14 protein-coding genes and 1 pseudogene are annotated in these 16,804 nt (G+C 59.1%); 9 read left to right on the plus strand and 6 right to left on the minus strand.

The window, feature by feature from the left end; genetic code table 11:
* Positions 1-472: 472 nt before the first annotated feature.
* The 9 genes and pseudogenes from CEK66_RS07495 to CEK66_RS07525 all read left to right on the plus strand — a co-directional run bounded on the left by CEK66_RS07495 (position 473) and on the right by CEK66_RS07525 (position 9,884).
* Positions 473-1,603 (plus strand): pyridoxal phosphate-dependent aminotransferase, encoded by a 1,131-nt coding sequence (locus CEK66_RS07495; protein WP_152236440.1) that lies wholly within the window; start codon positions 473-475, stop codon positions 1,601-1,603.
* A 416-nt stretch (positions 1,604-2,019) separates the two neighbouring features.
* Positions 2,020-2,176: pseudogene (locus tag CEK66_RS20590) on the plus strand (IS5/IS1182 family transposase); the annotation flags it as partial.
* Positions 2,177-2,447: 271 nt separating this feature from the next.
* Entirely contained in the window at positions 2,448-2,708 is a 261-nt protein-coding gene (locus CEK66_RS07500) for a hypothetical protein (RefSeq protein WP_152236441.1), read from the plus strand.
* Between the two features lie 35 nt (positions 2,709-2,743).
* The gene (locus tag CEK66_RS07505) at positions 2,744-4,819 is read left to right on the plus strand and encodes a peptidase domain-containing ABC transporter (RefSeq protein WP_226978530.1); all 2,076 of its coding nucleotides are present in this window, start codon (positions 2,744-2,746) and stop codon (positions 4,817-4,819) included.
* 65 nt (positions 4,820-4,884) lie between these two features.
* Positions 4,885-5,058: a hypothetical protein gene (locus tag CEK66_RS20335; protein ID WP_193312600.1), complete on the plus strand. Its 174-nt coding sequence runs from the start codon at positions 4,885-4,887 to the stop codon at positions 5,056-5,058.
* 52 nt (positions 5,059-5,110) lie between these two features.
* Positions 5,111-6,109, plus strand: coding sequence for a grasp-with-spasm system ATP-grasp peptide maturase (gene gwsG / locus CEK66_RS07510; RefSeq protein ID WP_152236443.1), 999 nt, complete (start codon positions 5,111-5,113; stop codon positions 6,107-6,109).
* 210 nt (positions 6,110-6,319) lie between these two features.
* Positions 6,320-7,342 (plus strand): grasp-with-spasm system SPASM domain peptide maturase, encoded by a 1,023-nt coding sequence (gene gwsS, locus CEK66_RS07515; protein WP_152236444.1) that lies wholly within the window; start codon positions 6,320-6,322, stop codon positions 7,340-7,342.
* Positions 7,329-8,663, plus strand: a complete 1,335-nt coding sequence (locus CEK66_RS07520) for an ABC transporter permease (RefSeq protein ID WP_152236445.1) — start codon at positions 7,329-7,331, stop codon at positions 8,661-8,663. The genes gwsS and CEK66_RS07520 overlap by 14 nt, the downstream gene beginning before the upstream one ends.
* 3 nt (positions 8,664-8,666) lie before the next feature.
* Positions 8,667-9,884 (plus strand): FtsX-like permease family protein, encoded by a 1,218-nt coding sequence (locus CEK66_RS07525; protein ID WP_152236446.1) that lies wholly within the window; start codon positions 8,667-8,669, stop codon positions 9,882-9,884.
* A gap of 91 nt (positions 9,885-9,975) precedes the next feature.
* Here the strand turns inward: CEK66_RS07525 and zipA are convergent, their stop codons facing one another.
* From zipA to CEK66_RS07555, 6 genes are all read right to left on the minus strand, one after another.
* A complete protein-coding gene (zipA, locus tag CEK66_RS07530) occupies positions 9,976-10,713 on the minus strand; it encodes a cell division protein ZipA (RefSeq protein ID WP_152236447.1) in 738 nt (245 codons plus the stop codon).
* A 114-nt stretch (positions 10,714-10,827) separates the two neighbouring features.
* Positions 10,828-14,331: a chromosome segregation protein SMC gene (gene smc / locus CEK66_RS07535; RefSeq protein WP_152236448.1), complete on the minus strand. Its 3,504-nt coding sequence runs from the start codon at positions 14,329-14,331 to the stop codon at positions 10,828-10,830.
* Between the two features lie 331 nt (positions 14,332-14,662).
* On the minus strand, positions 14,663-15,112 hold the full coding sequence (gene rplI, locus CEK66_RS07540; protein WP_010342531.1) for a 50S ribosomal protein L9: 450 nt from the start codon (positions 15,110-15,112) through the stop codon (positions 14,663-14,665).
* Positions 15,113-15,306: 194 nt separating this feature from the next.
* A complete protein-coding gene (gene rpsR / locus CEK66_RS07545; protein ID WP_002804494.1) occupies positions 15,307-15,537 on the minus strand; it encodes a 30S ribosomal protein S18 in 231 nt (76 codons plus the stop codon).
* An 11-nt stretch (positions 15,538-15,548) separates the two neighbouring features.
* A complete protein-coding gene (gene rpsF / locus CEK66_RS07550; protein ID WP_010342529.1) occupies positions 15,549-15,983 on the minus strand; it encodes a 30S ribosomal protein S6 in 435 nt (144 codons plus the stop codon).
* A 353-nt stretch (positions 15,984-16,336) separates the two neighbouring features.
* Entirely contained in the window at positions 16,337-16,684 is a 348-nt protein-coding gene (locus tag CEK66_RS07555; protein ID WP_017907178.1) for an iron-sulfur cluster assembly accessory protein, read from the minus strand.
* Positions 16,685-16,804 lie beyond the last annotated feature (120 nt).

Below are 16,804 nucleotides of genomic sequence, written 5' to 3' on the forward strand. Positions count from 1 at the left end.
GATTTGGGAGTGGGGATTCGCAAGAGCCCAAGCTCGGACTTCTCGCGTTGTTGGCGGTCGTACCCTCATCCGCCCCTGCGGGGCACCTTCTCCCGAGGGGAGAAGGAAGCAGCCAAAGCCCCTCTCCCACCGGGAGAGGGGTTGGGGTGAGGGTCCGAGGCGCAAAGCGCCTGCAACGATCTTGCGATACGAGGCTTCGCCCGTATCCTCATCCGCCCCTGCGGGGCACCTTCCCCCAAGAAGGGGGCCATGGTCCCGATGGGAGAAGGGAGAGGGGTTGGGGTGAGGGTACGGAGCGCACAGCGCCATCGACCTCACCACCCGGCTTTTGCCAATCCCCAATGCCCTAATCCCCAATCCCAGCCTCAAGCCACTCCCGAAATCCCAAATCCCGAATCCCGGCCCCTCACTCCCTTGCCCCGCCATTAACACCTCGTTAACGTGACCTCCCCCACCCGCTCTGGAGAGCCACGTGTCGCTACCGGTCTCGCGCCGTTCCTTCCTGTCCCTGGCTACCTCCGGTTTGGCGCTGGGCGCCGTGGTCCTGGCGCCCAGCGCCGAGGCGGCGCGGCGCAAGGTCGCCGACACTGCGGCGGCAACACCTGGCGTAGTGCCAGCAACCGGCACGGTGTACCTGAACTTCAACGAATGCCCGCTGGGGCCCTCGCCCGCGGCGCTGGCGGCGGCACAGGCGATCCTGCCGCGCAGCGGGCGCTATCTGTTCGAGCTGTCGGACGAACTGATCGCCGCTTTCGTAGGCCAGCAGCGCCTGCCGGCCGACCACGTGGCGGTGTATCCCGGTTCCAGCGAGCCGCTCGCCCGCGCGGCGCGCGCCTTCACCTCGCCGCGCGCCGGCGTGGTGGTGGCCGATCCGACCTTCGAGGCGGTGGCCGATGTCGCCGCCGCGCAGGGAGCGCCCGTGCGGCGGGTGCCGCTGCGCGCCGACGGCGCGCACGACGTCAAGGCCATGGCCGGCGCCGACCCGAACGCCGGCCTGATCTACCTGTGCAATCCGAACAACCCGACCGGCTCGATCACCAAGCGCGCCGACATCGAATGGCTGCTGGCCAACAAGCCCGCCTCCAGCGTGCTGCTGGTCGACGAGGCCTATCTGCACTACAGCGAGGAGCCGTCGGTGATCGACCTGATCGGCCAGCGCCAGGACCTGCTGGTGCTGCGCACCTTCTCCAAGCTGTACGGCATGGCCGGGCTGCGCCTGGGCCTGGCGGTGGCCGCGCCGGGGCTGCAAACCAAGCTTGCCGCGTTCGGCCAGAATCCGGTGTCGGTGCCCGCGCTGGCCGCCGGCATCGCCAGCCTGCAGGACCTGCAACTGGTGCCGACCCGCCGCGCCGAGAACGCGCGCATCCGCAACGACACCATCGCCTGGCTGCAGAGCAAGGGCTACAAGTGCCTGCCCTCGCAGGCCAACTGCTTCATGGTCGACGTCAAGCGCGACGGCGCCGCCTTCGCTGCGGCGATGGCCAAGCAAGGCGTGATCGTCGGCCGCAGCTGGCCGATCTGGCCGAAGCTGGTCCGCGTCACCGTCGGCAGCGAAGCGGAGATGCTGCGGTTTCGGGAGGCTTTTATGAAGGCGCGCAAGTAGCGCGTTTCCGGATGATACGCCCAGCGTTTCCTAGACATCTCAAGGCCATGGAAAATAGCAGATTGGGAGTTGTCCATGAACAACTAGCGGTACATGGAAGAGTTCAGTGTCGAGCGATCCGGCAGGTGACAGGCCTTGGGTGCAAGGTAGCAGAAGTCACCGAGCGGAGGAGTCTCACAACGCACAGCCTGCAAGCCTAGCTACACAAGGTTCGGCAAGGCTGGTGAGGTTCAGCATACCGAGTTGGATCAGAGCGCCGAAATCCAACGTCTAAGGAAGGCCTAAACAAAAAGGAAGGCCTAAACAAAGTAGCCTGATCTGCAACAATCCATCAACGAACCGGGCGGACGATTTCAATCTAGCTGATCTTCGGCGATACGGAGTACAACGCCAAGCGCAATCAGACGCGGCGCAAGATGTTCCTGCCCGAGATGGATCAGGTGGCGCGGTAGAAGGACCTGCTAATGCTGATTTAGCTGCACCATCCAAAGTCGAGGCATCCGGAGCGATAGCTGTACCTGATGGAGACAATACTGCGATCCATCTTTACAGCAGTGGTACGCCTTGAGCGATCTATCGGCCACTTTCTGGCACCCCATCGGTTGGTCAGCAGCAAAAAGTAGGCTCGCAACTGCCACGGCGCGCCGGCGAGAGTTCTTCGGCAAACGCGCAATTGTATAGAATGAGAAATTGAATCTATTTAATATACTATCTAGCTATTACAAAACAACTACAATCATTACTTAAGCACAAAAACAGATTGCACAGCAAGGTCCTCATCCAGATGGCCACAAAGCGCAAACAACCTCTTGACACCGCCTTCACAGTCGACTAGGCTCGAGTAATGAAAGAAAAGCGCCCATCACAAGACTCTGATCTTATAGAGCCATTGTTTTGGCGCCCCCCACCGGCAATTAATCCAACAGATCAAAATTTAGATAGACCCAAAGGGCTTATTTTTTTTGCGTTGCTTGGGATTTTATCCGTTATTACAGTGCTGATACTGGCGCACTCCTTCTTGCATGCACGCGCCGCCCATAAAGACACGCAACATAAGCCGAGCGCAGACTCAGTAAGCATTGTCACAAGGGAGGGAATTGATTGAAAAAGATACCCTTCAGATTGCGACCCACGGGGTTATTGCAGAGCGAAGCAACAGAATGCGGTTTAGCATGCGTTGCAACTATTTTGCGCCTACACGGACAAGCCATAAGTCTGCATGCTTTAAGAAGGGAATTTGGCCCATATCCTCGTGGGATGACGCTAGCGCAAATGTCTGATCTGCTAAGTGCGCTAGATGTGGGCCATCTACCCGTCAGCATGAACCCAGAGAAGATTCCTAGGGAGTTTGCTCCCTTTATTGCGCACTGGGAGCACAACCACTACGTCGTTGTTTTAAAGCTAAATACCAAACGCGTCGAACTGCATGACCCAGCTATTGGTCGCTACACAATAAGCCGCCAAGAGTTCAACATTAGATTCACGGGTGCGGCAATGCTCATAAAAAGCGTTTCACAAGCGCCAATGAGATTAGCACAAACTCGAAGCAAATCAAGGGAAATATTCACCATTCCGGCTGGCTCCGTTAGTAGCGTCCTGCTCGTGATCTGCATTGCAGCAGGGATTGAAGCTATTGCAATGACACTGCCTTTCCAAGCGCAGATGTTGATAGACCAGCTATCGCTGAATGATTTAGACGGCCACATTATCGTGCTTAGCGCAGGGCTTTTCGCAGCGCTCTCAATCATTCAATTTATACTCGGAGTAGGTCGTAGTGCGGGAATTTCCTGGATTGGTAGCAAAGTCAATATTGCCTGGTCTAGCGAACTGCTAAAGCGCTCCCTGCTCCTGCCAGCAGATTTCTTTACCAGAAGGAGCCTAGGGGAAACGCTGTCTCGCTTTTCATCAATGGAGTCTATCCAGGCTGCGCTAACCTCCACCGCATGCGAAATTATCCTAAGCAGCATAATTAGCCTTTTCGCTTTTGGAGTAATGCTGACCTACAGTTTGCAGCTCACGCTGATCGTCACCGTGTTTTGCGCAGCCTGCTTGTTGTTAAGCATTGCGGGTAACGCCCATCTAGCGCCATTGTCAGCGCGAGCTATTATAACCTCAGCTAAGCAGCAGACTGATCTTGTCGAAACGCTCAGAGGAATGCATGCAGTCAAGCTTGCAAACAAAGAGAGTCTTCGACAGTCGCGTTATGTTGAACTTCTAACCAACGCACAGATTGCGAAGATGCACGTACAGCGTGTCACTAGCAACTATCAACTTACCCAGGTACTGACACAGAACTTGAGAAGAGTTCTAGTTCTCGCCTTTGGCACCGTACTAGTATATGGAAAAAATCTTTCGCTTGGCGGTCTTGTGGCATTTATGGCATACGCAGAGTATGTCGGGGCACACTTATCTACACTTGCAAGCCATCTTCAGGAGCTACTGCTGCTTAAAGTTCATTCCGAGCGCATTAACGACATCGCCGAAGCCCAGCCAGAGAGCACTCAAATTAGTTCTAAAGAAGCGCTCATGAAACCTTCGTTTGAAATTAGAGACGTTAGTTTTGGCTATGTCCGAAATGAAGCGAATGTCCTGAATAATGTCTCGTTACGTGTAGAGTATGGTCAGTGTGTGGCAATCACAGGAGATAGCGGAGGTGGCAAAAGCACGCTCTTCAACATCATGACAGGTAGCCTGCTTCCCTCATCTGGACACGTCTTGATCGACGATCAGGACATTCACGATTTCGGCCTTAACAACTTTCGTGAACACATTGCTGTAGTGCGCCAGGAAGATACCATCTTTTCGGGAAGCATCGCAGAGAACATCAGCTTCTTCGATCCAAATTTCTCGATGGACAGAATCATTGCTGCGGCTTCGGCAGCGTCAATCCACAAAGACATCAGTGAGATGCCCATGGGATATAGCACCCCTGTTGGAGATATGGGGAGTACACTTTCTGGTGGGCAGAGACAGCGCATTCTGATTGCACGCGCGATATATAGAGAGCCAAAATTGCTTTTCCTGGATGAAGCCACCAGTAGCCTGGACATGAAGAATGCAGAGATTGTGGATCAGGCTATCAGAAAGACGGGAATCACGCGCATTATTGTGGCACATCGCAAAGAAACTATTGCTATGGCCGACCGAGTGTTTGAAGTTAAGAATGGCCAACTTATCAATATTCCAGGAAGACAGGCAACGAACATAGTTGTGTAGCTGCACTGCACGATGGCGAATGCCGAAAAGCCAAAAGAGAGTAGGCAAAACCCAAGGAGAAACGTATGAATAACGAAATTTTCCGAGTCTTGAAGAAAGAAGAACTGACCCAGGTGGCTGGTGGTGAGGTTGTTCATACCATGCATACTCATAACGCGTGCCATATGGACGGCACAAACGATGCCGTCTGCTCTGGTTCTGGTTCCGGTGGCAACATCGCGCCGTCATTCAAGCGCTAAGCATAAAGGGAGGCTTTCTTAAGAAAGCCTCCTCAAATGCAAGTCTCATACAATGATATTGATTTTTACCACCAGTGACGACCCCTCTTCCAATGCAGTAGTGCGAGAACTCGTACGAAAGGGAGAGCCCGTTGTGCGCATCAATCAAGGTGACGATACCGCAATGCTATGCCTGACGGCTGATCAGGCGGGTTGGCAGCTCAAGATAGATAACATCCACATAGATAGTAATATGGTGAAGTCTGTGTGGTATCGAAAAGGAAGTTTCTGGTTCGATGAGATTTTTTCTACTGAAGATGCAGGAACAGCAAAATCAATTTCAGCCATTTTGGATGGCAGACTGACCCGCGAATCAAACGCGGTTAAGGCTTACTTTCATTTCATACTTAAATCCAAAAAAATCAGGATTCTCGGGCACTCTCAGATCGGCGATCTCAATAAACTGATCGTTTGTAAAATTGCGCGAGAAGCTGGACTAAACGTCCCCGACTATTTAGTGACAAATGATGGCGGCCGAGCGCTTGACTTTGTACAACAAGGAGCATGTGTAAGCAAGCCAACCAGTGACTGCCTTTATGCCTGGGACTATGAGATCACTAGACGCGCCTATTTCTCTTATACAGAGTTAGTCCTACCTGAAGAGGCAGCGACCATCCAATGTGGTAGTCCGCCGTCATACCTACAACATCTTGTCCCAAAAAGCTACGAGGTAAGAAGCTTCTATCTGGATGGTCAATTTTTTTCATGCGCGATCATGTCGCAGGAAGATGCAATGACAACAATCGACTACCGCAAATACAACAATGCACGCCCTACTCGAAACATACCGATTACACTTCCTGTTGACATCGCCACACGTACAAGAGAGCTGTTCAAGCGACTTAACCTGAATACTGGATCAGTAGACTTCATCGTCGGCAATGACGGTACTTATTACTTCCTCGAGATAAACCCAAGCGGGCAATTCGGAGCAATATCCGAGGCATGTGGGTTTGACCTTCACCAACGGGTAGCGCTCTGGCTTAGTTGGCGAGGCGCGGCATATGTCTGATTCTATTAGTCCGTCAGATCTGGCATTGCTCGGTGAAGAGCACTACTCCTCTGAGCGCATACCATTAGGATTTCGCAAAATTTTTTATCGCGACATCCGTGATACTGAACTAAAACTTATAGGAAAGTTCTGGAATTCCAGGCTTTCCGGATTTGAGTTATCTGGCACATCTTATCAACTCCCGATAAGCAATTGGGGCAGCGATATTTAATGGAATACTTTTCATACTTCCCAAATTGCCCACTCGTCGAGGGGGCTAGCCACTCTGCATTTTATGACTTTCGAACATCCTCAATAATCCGCTTTTCTTCTGAGCTGATACCAAAGTTGCATATCCTAAAGAATGCAACGCGCGCTGCGATTGAGAATTCAGAATTTCATCCAGGCCTAAACAAATTGGCCGACAGCCTAATTGATCTTGGCATCGCAGCATATACCATAAGAAAAAATCCTTGGATTGACATCGCCATGCCGGACGTAACAACGCCCTGCATGCCGACCCATGCACTAATAGATGTGGCGTTCAAGCACCATAATTATCAAAAAGTTTTTCTTGAACTTTCAGAAGTTGGTTGCGAGTTCATCCAACTTCGGATTTTTCAGCTCCCCCTTGAAGAAGATTTAATCCTGGAACTTTCGGCTGCAGCTCACATGGCTTCAATAAGAGGAGTTGAGATTATTGCTCCTTTTCGCTCGTTTGAGGATCGTTTTTGGCTTACAAACTGCCTTCAAAGTAACGGCCAGATTTCAGGGATCACCTTTCATTCGGCGCCCGTCCAGACCAAGGATTGGGACATCGTACTCGACACTGGGCAGAATATCCGCTTTCACGCTAAGCGCTTAAACTCAAGCCAAGATTGCGGAACCATTACACAAGCATCAATTTGCGCACCTACGGTATCGAATTTCAGGATACTAAAGGTATCCAATGGTTGCCACGCGGGCAAGGTTGGCATTGATGCTGATGGTCATATCCGCAATTGCCCCGCTTCCAGGCAATCCTTCGGCGTGATTGGACAGACTCCTATTCAAGAAGTGGTGATTAGCGCAAGTTTTCAGGCGACTTGGGGGATAACCAAAGATACGCTCGATGGATGCAAAGACTGTGAATTCCGCTATGCATGTACTGATTGCCGTGTTTTTATCAATAGTCCTGATGTAAAAACGGCCAAGCCCTCAAAATGCACTTACGATCCTTACACTGGTAATTGGAGATCCAATGTGCAGTGTTGAGCCGCGCAACTTATTTGAAATTTCAAATCTAAAGTTCTGGCTTAGACAATGGATCAGGCGGTCTCCGGTCATCTCGAGCATTTTCATACTACTAATTGCAATGGCAATTGGCGGAGTAAGTACCATGGAAGCCGTCATGCGAGGACTGAAGGCCGATCCAGTTCCAGGGCGTAGTCATCAGATCTTCCATGTCCAGTTGGACCCAAGGCCTGCGCGTGGATACAGGGGTGGTGACGCATATCATCAAGGGGTCGAGCCACCTCCAGGACTCACGTGGCAGGACGCGCAGGCACTGTCAGACACCAGCCCTGATGTGAAAGCCGCCGCGCTCGCACAAGGACGAGTTCCGGTACGCAGCGACATGTCGTCCGTCAAACGCTACGCAACAGCGCGTTACCTCAACGCTGCCGCCTTTGCCTTGTTTGATATGCCAATCTGGGCGGGCCGGCCTTGGACAAAGCAAGAGGAAGCGCGTCGCGATCGTGTAGTAGTCATCAGTCGCAGATTGGCTGAAGAGATGTACAGCGGCAATGTCGCCTTGGGGAAATTGATTCAGATCGCAGGCAAAAATTTCGAGATCGTCGGCATTCTGAATGAGTGGAACATTTATCCCCGTTTTTACGATCTAGCAAGCTCTGGCTTCAATGTCGAGGATATCTTCGTCCCTCTACCATTAGCAATTGAAAGCTCAATGCCTGTCACGGGCTCCATCGACTGTTTCGGACCTCAGCAGAATGATCTTCGCTTCTCGCCATGCACTTGGCTTCAGTATTGGGTCGAGCTTCCAGACAATGCGAGCGTTTCACGTTACAAGGATGTTCTGCATGCACTCTATCAATCCAGGAGAGAATTGGGACTCTATGATCGCCCCGAAAACTGGCAACTGCGCACACTACAGCAGTGGATTGAGCAGAACATTAAAATACCGCTGGTTTTCAAAATTCAGACAATCGCATCTTACTTCTTTTTACTAGCGTGCCTTATCAACTGCTCCGGCCTGCTATTCGTAATGTTCCACCATCGAAAAAAAGAGGTCGGCATCAAGCGCGCCCTGGGCGCCACGCGTTCAGTGATCGTCGCCGAATTCATTTCGGAGTCAAGCGCACTCGGGATATTTGGGGCAACGCTTGGAGTCTTATTTGGTGTCGTGGGCGTATTCGTAATGCGCTGTATCAACCCCCCATATGCCAATTATTTCAACTTAAACCTTGGCTCTTTGTGCATAGCAGCCATTCTCGCCATCGCCATGTCAATATTGTCAAGCCTCTGGCCGGCGATCAATGCGAGCAAGGTGGATCCGGCAAGCGCAATGCGGGGTTAATCAGTGATTCCCTCTATCAAAGCTTTTTTTAGATCCTATAAGCTCGCGGTTTGCTTCCTTGTCCTTGAGCTGGCTCTGGCATTTTGCATGGTGACTTTCTGCTTCGTTTTCATCATGCAAAGCATCGAGCGCATGACATTAAGCTCAGGTGCTGATGACCGCCATGTCATTTGGATTCAGTATTCCGATGGTGATGAAGACAAACGAAGTCCCGCGCAGAAATTAGCGGAGGCAAATACAGATTTGCGCACACTTGCAAGCATCAATGACGTCCGCGCCGTCGTTCAAGCTCAGGCAGTACCGTTGAGTGGCTCTGCGTCGACAGCTCGAATCTTGCCTGATCTAAGCAAACCGGAAGTAGGCATTGACCATGTCAATCTCTATCCCACAACATCCAATGTAGTGGACGCGTTCGGCCTGACGCTCATAGCGGGGCGGGCGTTAACTCAGGACGATGAGGTTGACTATTCGATCCAGACCCCGCCGCGAGGAGCGGCGCTGGTAACGAAATCCTTGGCCGAAAGGCTTTGGCACGGCAACCCTGCAGTAGGCAATGTCATCCATGATGGCAGTGGTTCGTATAGCGCGACGGTGGTCGGCGTAGTTGATAGGGCAGCGAAATCTTCCATCGGCGATCTTGCTTCGTCAAATGACTCAGTTTTCTTTGCGGTCAAACCTGGTTTTGACTACTCAATCTATGTGCTTCGCGTTACGGCGGAAGCAAATATAAGCAAAATCCAGGCGCAAGCGCAACAGAAATTGGCAGCCTTGCGGCAGGACCGGACGTTGAACCGCATTGGACTATTGAGCAGTTCTATCGATGACTACTTCCAGGCAGATCATCAGATCGTGAAGTCTCTATTTACAATGATTGCAATCATGTTATTGATCTCCGCGGTTTCTGTCGGCACTCTGGTGAGCTTTTGTGTGCATTCCCGCAGAAGATCGTTCGGCATTCGCCGTTCGCTAGGCGCTACGCGTGGTCAAATAGTCAAACTGATCTTGCTGGAGAACTTGATCCTGGCTATCGCGGCGACCTTGCTGGGACTTATCATTGTCTTAGCTGGAGAACAGGTAACCCTGCGCTACTTTCAGCTTGGGGGCTTAAAGCCTTTGCACATGTTTCTTGGTGCATGTGTCGTTCTGATAACCACACTGATATCCGCAATTGCGCCAGCCTTAGCTTTTGTTCGGCGAAATCCCATGGAAGCAATGAGCTAACCGCCCCGCCATGTCTGACGCCCGCCCCCTGAGTGGCAGGCCGGTTTGGAATCCAAACTTGCGCGCCACTTAAAATCGTGGGGGCGTCGAACTACCAGCGCGGTGCCTTGGTCAACGGCGGCGCCTGGTGCTGGCGGTCGTAGGCGCGCAGGTCGTCGCGGATGTGGGCGATGCGCTGGCGGCCCAGGGCATTGCGGCTGTCGTCCAGGACCACGCCGTCGAGCAGTTCGCCCATGCGCTGCACGGTCGGCAGCATCTTCTCCCAGGCGTCGAGCGCGGTCAGCGGCGCCGGCAGGGTCAGGAAGAAGGCGATCGCCGGGGTCTCCATCTCGCGGATGTGCGCCATGTCGAAGCTGCCCGGCTTCATGATGCTGGCCATGCTGAAGATCGGACCGCGCTCGGGATGGCCCTCGACCAAGCGATGGAACACGTTCATGTGACCGAAGGTCAGGCCGGTCTTCTCCGCGGCCACCACGATGTCCTCGCCGCGCAGCACCTGCCCGGCGCGGGCGGCGACGTACAACGAGACGATCTTGTCGAAATCCTGGCTCGGCCGCTTGCCGAGTTCGGCGCCGGGCGCCTCCGCCGCGGGCAGGCCCAGTTCGGGTTGGCGCACTTCGCCGTCCGCGCCCGGCGCGGCCAGCGCGTCATCGCCTGCGGCCGGGGCGGCGTCGCCCAGCGAGGGTTCGCGGCGCGGCGCGGCCGGATCGACCGGCTCCACGCGCCGGCCCTGGCTCGGTTTCTTCGGGCGGCCGAACAGGAAGATCGCCGCAATCAACAGCAAGCCGGCGGCGAGGATGCCGATGCGTAGCATTGCCATGTCGGACATTCAGGGGTTACTCCGGCAAGGGTACACAGGGGGGAAATATCTGCTGGGTGCGCATCGGGTCGGCCAACACGGGAACCAAGCCTCGACGCGCATCACGTCCTTTAGCATGTCACGTCAGGCCGCGCCCGCCAAACGCGCGGCCTCCTCCAGGTCCACGCTGACCAGGCGGCTGACGCCGGGCTCGCGCATGGTGACGCCGCTGAGCTGATGCGCCGCCTCCATCGTCGCCTTGTTGTGGCTGACGAACAGGAACTGCACTTTCTCGCTCATTTCCTTGACCATCGCCGCCAGGCGGCCGACGTTGGCCTCGTCCAGCGGCGCGTCCACCTCGTCGAGCAGGCAGAACGGCGCCGGGTTGAGCTGGAAGATCGCGAACACCAGGGCAACCGCAGTCATCGCCTTCTCGCCGCCGGACAGCAGCGAGATGCTCGACACGCGCTTGCCCGGGGGCCGCGCCATGATCGCCACGCCGGTGTCCAGCAGGTCCTCGCCGGTCAGTTCCAGGTAGGCGTGGCCGCCGCCGAACAGGCGCGGATACAGCGCCTGCACGCCGGAGTTGACCCGGTCGAAGGTGTCCTTGAAGCGGCCGCGGGTCTCGCGGTCGATCTTGCGGATGGCGTCTTCCAGGGTCTCCAGCGCGGTATTGAGGTCGACGTCCTGCGCTTCCAGGTACTCGGCGCGCTGCGCGGCCTCGCCGTACTCGCTGATCGCCGCCAGGTTGACCGGTTCCAGCCGGCGCATGCGTCCATCGATCTGCTGCACCGCCTGCTCCCACTCGGCCGGGTCGGCATGTTCGGGCAGGCCGTTGATCACGTCCTCGAGCACGAAGCCGGCCTTGACCACCGCCGCCGACAGCTGCTCGGCGCTGAGCACCAGCGCCTGCTGGTCGAGCCGACGCTGGGCGATGCGTTCGCGCTGCGCCAGCGCCTGTTCGTCGCGCTGCTGGCGGGTCTGCTCCAGCGCGCGCAGTTCGTTGTCTATGCCGTCCAGCAGCGCGCGCGCCTCGCCGAGCGCGCGGTCGGTGCGCACGCGCTCGCTCAGCGCGGCCTGGTGTTCGGCCTCCAGCGCCAGCACCGGCGAGTCGCCCTCGTTCAACTGCGCGCTGAGTTCGCCCAGGCGCGCGTCCAGTTGCCCGCGCTGGTTGCCCATCCGCTCCAGCGCCTGGCTCAGCGAGGCGATCTGGGTGCGCTGCGACTCCAGGGTCAGGGCCAGGGCGTGCGAGGCCTCGCGCACCCGCCGTGCGGCGTCGCGGGCCAGGTCGCGCGCTTCGGTGAGCTGGCGGCGCTCGCTTTCCAGCGCATGCCGCACCGATTCCAGGTCGCCCATGCTGGTGACCGCGTCTTCCAGCTTGGAACGCGCCTCGCGCGCCTGCTCGCGGCTGCTGTCCAGGGTTTCCAGCAGCTGCGCGACCTCCAGCTCGATGCGTTCGATGCGGGTGCGCGCGGCGTCGACCTTGCCCTGCTGGCTCTGCAACTGGCCGGCCAGTTCGGAGGCACTGCGGTGCGCCTGGTACAGCTGGCGCTGCGCGTCCTCGCGCTGCTGCTCGCCGGCCAGCAATTGCGCGCGCATCTCGCCGAGGCGGTGTTCGAGATCGGCCTCGCGCTCCTGCAGCGTCTCGATCTGGCCGCGCAGGCTCTGGATCTCGCGCTCGCGCAGCAGTGCGCCCTGCTTGGCCGCGCCGGACCGCGACACGCGCAGCCAGCCCTGGCCCAGGCGCGCGCCGTCGCGGGTGACGATGGAATCGCCCTCGCCCAGCTGCGGCAGCAGCGCCCGCGCCGCACTCAAATCCTCGGCCGCGTGCAGCCGCGCCAGCAGCCGGCGAATCGCGATCGGCCCCTGCACCTTGGCCGCCAGCGAAGTCGGCGCGAACGTCTCGGCCGCCTCCTCGCCGCTGACCAGGGCGATGCGGCCTTCGCCGAGTTCGCCCAGCGCGTCGACCAGTTGTTCCGGCGCCTCCACCAGCACGCCTTCGATCAACTGCCCGAGCGCGCCTTCGACGGCGTTCTCCCAGCCGCTCTCGACGTTGAGCCGTTCGCCGACGCGCGCCGCCGAATCCAGCCCGCGCGCCTGCAGCCAGGCCACCGCCGCGCCCTGCTCCTGGCCGAGTGCGGCCTGCTGCAAGGTTTCCAACGACGACAGCCGGCCGCGCGCGGCCTGCGCCTGCTTGCGCACGTCGGCCAGTTCGGCCTGCGCGGTGCGCTGCTGGTCCTGCAGCGCCGCGACCGCCTGCTTGCGCGCCTCGACCTGCTCGGTCAGCCCGTCCAGCGCGGCGCGCTGGGTCTCGTGCTGCAGTTCCAGTTGCGCGAACGCCTCGGCCAGCGCGTCCAGGTCCAGCCCGGCGCGCTCGGCCAGCAGCGCCTCGCGGCGGCGCTCGGCCTCCAGCGACTGCCGGTCCAGGTAATCGACGCGGGTGCGCTCCACTTCGCCGGCACGCGAGGCTTCGGCGGTGTTGCGCTGATGCGATTCCCAGCGCTGCTGCCAGTCGGCCAGGCGCGCCTCGGCCTCGCGCAGCGCTTCCTGCTTGTATTCGTTGTCTTCCTGCAGCTGCTCCAGCTGCGGGCCGGCCACGTCCACCGATTCGCGCAACAGGGCCAGCTTGGCCTCGTCGGTGCCGATGTGCTGGCCGAGCTCGGCCAGCGCCAGCTGCGCCTCGTCGCGCGCCTTGTGCAGGCGCTGCGACAGATCGCGCTGGTGCTGGATCTGCTGCTCGATCCGGGCCAGGGTGCTGCCGACCTTGTAGACCTCGGCCTGCGCGGTGCTCAGCGCCTCGGCGGCCTCCTCGCGGCGCACGCGGCCGGTCTCGATGCGCGCCTCGGCATCGCGCTGCTCGGCGATCAGCTGCTGCAGGCGGGTCTCTTCCTGGCCCAGCGCCTCGCGCAGGCCCTGCAGGCGTCCGTCCAGGCCGCGGTACTCCAGCGCCTTCCACTGCGCGTCCTTGATCCGCCGCTCTTCCTGCAGCGCCTGGTACTGCTCGGCCTGGCGCGCCTGCCGCTTGAGGTGCTCGAGCTGCTTGCCGATCTCCTCGCGCAGGTCGCCCAGGCGCTCCAGGTTCTCGCGGGTGTGGCGGATGCGGGTCTCGGTCTCCTTGCGCCGCTCCTTGTACTTGGAGATGCCGGCGGCCTCCTCCAGGTACACGCGCAGGTCCTCCGGACGCGCCTCGATGATCTGGCTGATCATGCCCTGCTCGATGATCGAGTAGCTGCGCGGGCCCAGGCCGGTGCCCAGGAACAGATCGGTGATGTCGCGGCGCCGGCACTTGGTGCCGTTGAGGTAGTAGCTGCTGCTGCCGTCGCGGCTGACCTGGCGCTTGACCGAGATCTCGTTGAACGAGGCGTACTCGCCAGCGATGGTGTGGTCGGTGTTGTCGAAGATCAGTTCCACCGTGGCCTGCGACACCGGCTTGCGCGCCGAGGAACCGGAGAAGATCACGTCCGTCAGCGAATCGCCGCGCAGCCGGCTGGCCGAGCTTTCGCCCATCACCCAGCGCACCGCGTCGATGATGTTCGACTTGCCGCAACCGTTCGGACCGACGATGCCGGTCATGTTGGTCGGCAGGTGCAGCGTGGTCGGATCGACGAAGGACTTGAAGCCGGACAGCTTGATGGTCGACAGGCGCATGGTGCGGGCAATCCATGGCAGACGCCGCCGGCATTCCGAGCTGCGCTGCCGCTAATGAAGATCCAGGTGAGGTCCTGCTTCCAACCCATTGATGCGGCTACACCGCCGGGCCGACATCGGACACGAGACGCTGAGTATAGCGGCCCCCGCGCGAGGCTGGGGCGGCCTGCGCCGGGCGGCGGCGATGCGACGGCGGTCGCACTCGCAGCCGGCGGGTCTTGCGCCGGCCGCGCCCGGCCAGGGCCGCATGGCCCGCCGAGGGCGGCGCCGGTCGGCAAAAACGACACGGGCACCTTGCGGTGCCCGTGTCGGTACAGCGATGACGCAGGGATCAGGCGTCGGCTTCGACCACGACCTTGACCGTGGTTTCCACGTCGGCGTGCAGGCGCACCAGCACCTCGTACTCGCCAATGTTGCGGAACGCGCCTTCGCCCAGCACCACTTCGCCCTTCTCCAGCGGCATGCCGGCGGCGGTGAAGGCCTCAGCGATGTCGCGCGGGCCGACCGAGCCGTACAGCTTGCCTTCGGTGGAGGCGTTGGCCTTGACGGTCACGCTGGCACCTTCCAGCTTGGCGGCGCGGGCTTCGGCGTCGTCGTGGATCGACTTGGCCTTGGCTTCGTACTCGGCGCGCTTGGCTTCGAACTCGGCGATGTTGGCGGCGGTGGCCGGCACGGCCTTGCCCTGCGGCACCAGGTAGTTGCGGCCGTAGCCCGGCTTGACGTCGACCTTGTCGCCGAGGCCGCCCAGGTTGGTCACTTTCTGCAGAAGAATCAGTTGCATGGTCTTGCTCCGTTATTCGTTAGCGTCGGCACGCGGCCGCCGCAACGGGTGCTGTCCGAATAGGAGAAGCCGGGATTGGGGATTCGGGAATCGGGATTTGCGCCCGATCGGCACCGCACTCTTTGATCGCCAGACTTCAGTTGAATGCCCGCACCGGGAGGTGCGGGCCGTGTTGCATTCCGGGAGGCCCGGAATTAAACGTCGTGGTTGTCCGTGTACGGGATCAGCGCCAGGAAACGCGCGCGCTTGACCGCCGTGGCCAGCTGACGCTGGTACTTGGACTTGGTGCCGGTCACGCGGCTCGGCACGATCTTGCCGTTCTCGGTGAGGTACTGGCGCAGGGTGTTGAGATCCTTGTAGTCGATCTCCTTGACGCCCTCGGCGGTGAACTTGCAGAACTTGCGACGACGGAAGAACTTGGACATGAGCGTGCTCCTTAGGCGGCTTCGGCGGCGTCGCCGTCGGTTTCGGTGGCGGCGGCGGGCGCATCGCCCTCTTCGTCGTCGCGACGACGGCGCTCACCGCGCTCGGGCTTGTCGGCCTTCTCGTCCTTGCTCTTCATGATCAGCGACTGCTCGGTGTCGGCGCCGTCGCGCTTGATCACCAGGTGGCGCAGCACGGCGTCGTTGAAGCGGAAGCTCTCGACCAGCTCGCTCAGCACGGCCTGGTCCACTTCGATGTTCAGCATGACGTAGTGGGCCTTCACCAGGTTCTGGATCGGGTACGCCAGCTGGCGACGGCCCCAATCTTCCAGACGGTGGATGGTGCCCTTGCCGTTCTCGACCAGCGACTTGTAGCGCTCGATCATGGCCGGGACCTGCTCGCTCTGATCCGGGTGGACCAGGAACACGATTTCGTAATGACGACTCATGGTGTGTACCTTTCGGATGTGGCCTTGCGGCCGGACAGCCCCCCGCGGTGCGACGGCGGTGGGGCAAGGACTCCTGCCGGGAAGGCAGGAAGCCGCACATTATGGCGCAGAAGTGCCGCTGCGGACAAGGTGCCGTGAAGGGCGGCCGGGTGGTGTCCTGACTCGATGAAGCCGGGACCCGGGACCCGGGACCCGGAAAAGCGAGGCCACCCTGCCTTTCGAGGCGACGTGTCTCAACCCTCCTGCACCAGGCAGCGCATCCGGACCGCTCTTCCGGGCCCCCGGTCCCGGGCCCCGGGTCCCGGCTTTAGAGCTCATCCCACAAGGAGGTCGCGCCGCCGCAGCGGCGACGCTCAGGCCGCGCCGGCGTGCGCGGCGTCGGTGGTGAAACTCTCGCCACAGCCGCACTCGGCGGTGGCATTCGGATTGCGGAACACGAAGGTCTCGCCCAGGCCCTGCTTGGCGAAGTCGATCTCGGTGCCGTCCACCAGCGGCAGGCTGGTGGCATCGACATAGATGCGCACGCCGTCCTGCTCGAACACCGCGTCGTCCGCACGCGCCTCGCGCGCCAGGTCGGTGACGTGGCCCCACCCCGAACAGCCGGTGCGCTCCACGCCGAAACGCAAGCCCAGCGCGCCAGGCGTCTGCGCGACGAAGCGCTGCACGCGGGCATGGGCGACGGGGGTGAGACGGATGGCCATGACGAACGACTCCGGCGACTGCGAGCGGACATTATAGGAAGGTTGGCGGCCAATCGCCGCCACGCCTCGCAAGCGCTGCGCTCCAGCCAGTACACTTGCCCCTTCCATATCGAGTCGCTG

Origin of the sequence: Xanthomonas sp. LMG 12460 (assembly GCF_009192895.1) — a bacterium.
Lineage (GTDB): Bacteria > Pseudomonadota > Gammaproteobacteria > Xanthomonadales > Xanthomonadaceae > Xanthomonas_A > Xanthomonas_A sontii.

Bases quoted from the DNA above. Each gene is read 5' to 3' on its own strand.
- CEK66_RS07500 (WP_152236441.1), top strand. From the start codon at position 2,448: ATGAAAGAAAAGCGCCCATCACAAGACTCTGATCTTATAGAGCCATTG.
- CEK66_RS20335 (WP_193312600.1), top strand. From the start codon at position 4,885: ATGAATAACGAAATTTTCCGAGTCTTGAAGAAAGAAGAACTGACCCAG.
- gwsG (WP_152236443.1), top strand. From the start codon at position 5,111: ATGATATTGATTTTTACCACCAGTGACGACCCCTCTTCCAATGCAGTA.
- gwsS (WP_152236444.1), top strand. From the start codon at position 6,320: ATGGAATACTTTTCATACTTCCCAAATTGCCCACTCGTCGAGGGGGCT.
- CEK66_RS07520 (WP_152236445.1), top strand. From the start codon at position 7,329: ATGTGCAGTGTTGAGCCGCGCAACTTATTTGAAATTTCAAATCTAAAG.
- zipA (WP_152236447.1), bottom strand. From the start codon at position 10,713: ATGTCCGACATGGCAATGCTACGCATCGGCATCCTCGCCGCCGGCTTG.
- smc (WP_152236448.1), bottom strand. From the start codon at position 14,331: ATGCGCCTGTCGACCATCAAGCTGTCCGGCTTCAAGTCCTTCGTCGAT.
- rplI (WP_010342531.1), bottom strand. From the start codon at position 15,112: ATGCAACTGATTCTTCTGCAGAAAGTGACCAACCTGGGCGGCCTCGGC.
- rpsR (WP_002804494.1), bottom strand. From the start codon at position 15,537: ATGTCCAAGTTCTTCCGTCGTCGCAAGTTCTGCAAGTTCACCGCCGAG.
- rpsF (WP_010342529.1), bottom strand. From the start codon at position 15,983: ATGAGTCGTCATTACGAAATCGTGTTCCTGGTCCACCCGGATCAGAGC.
- CEK66_RS07555 (WP_017907178.1), bottom strand. From the start codon at position 16,684: ATGGCCATCCGTCTCACCCCCGTCGCCCATGCCCGCGTGCAGCGCTTC.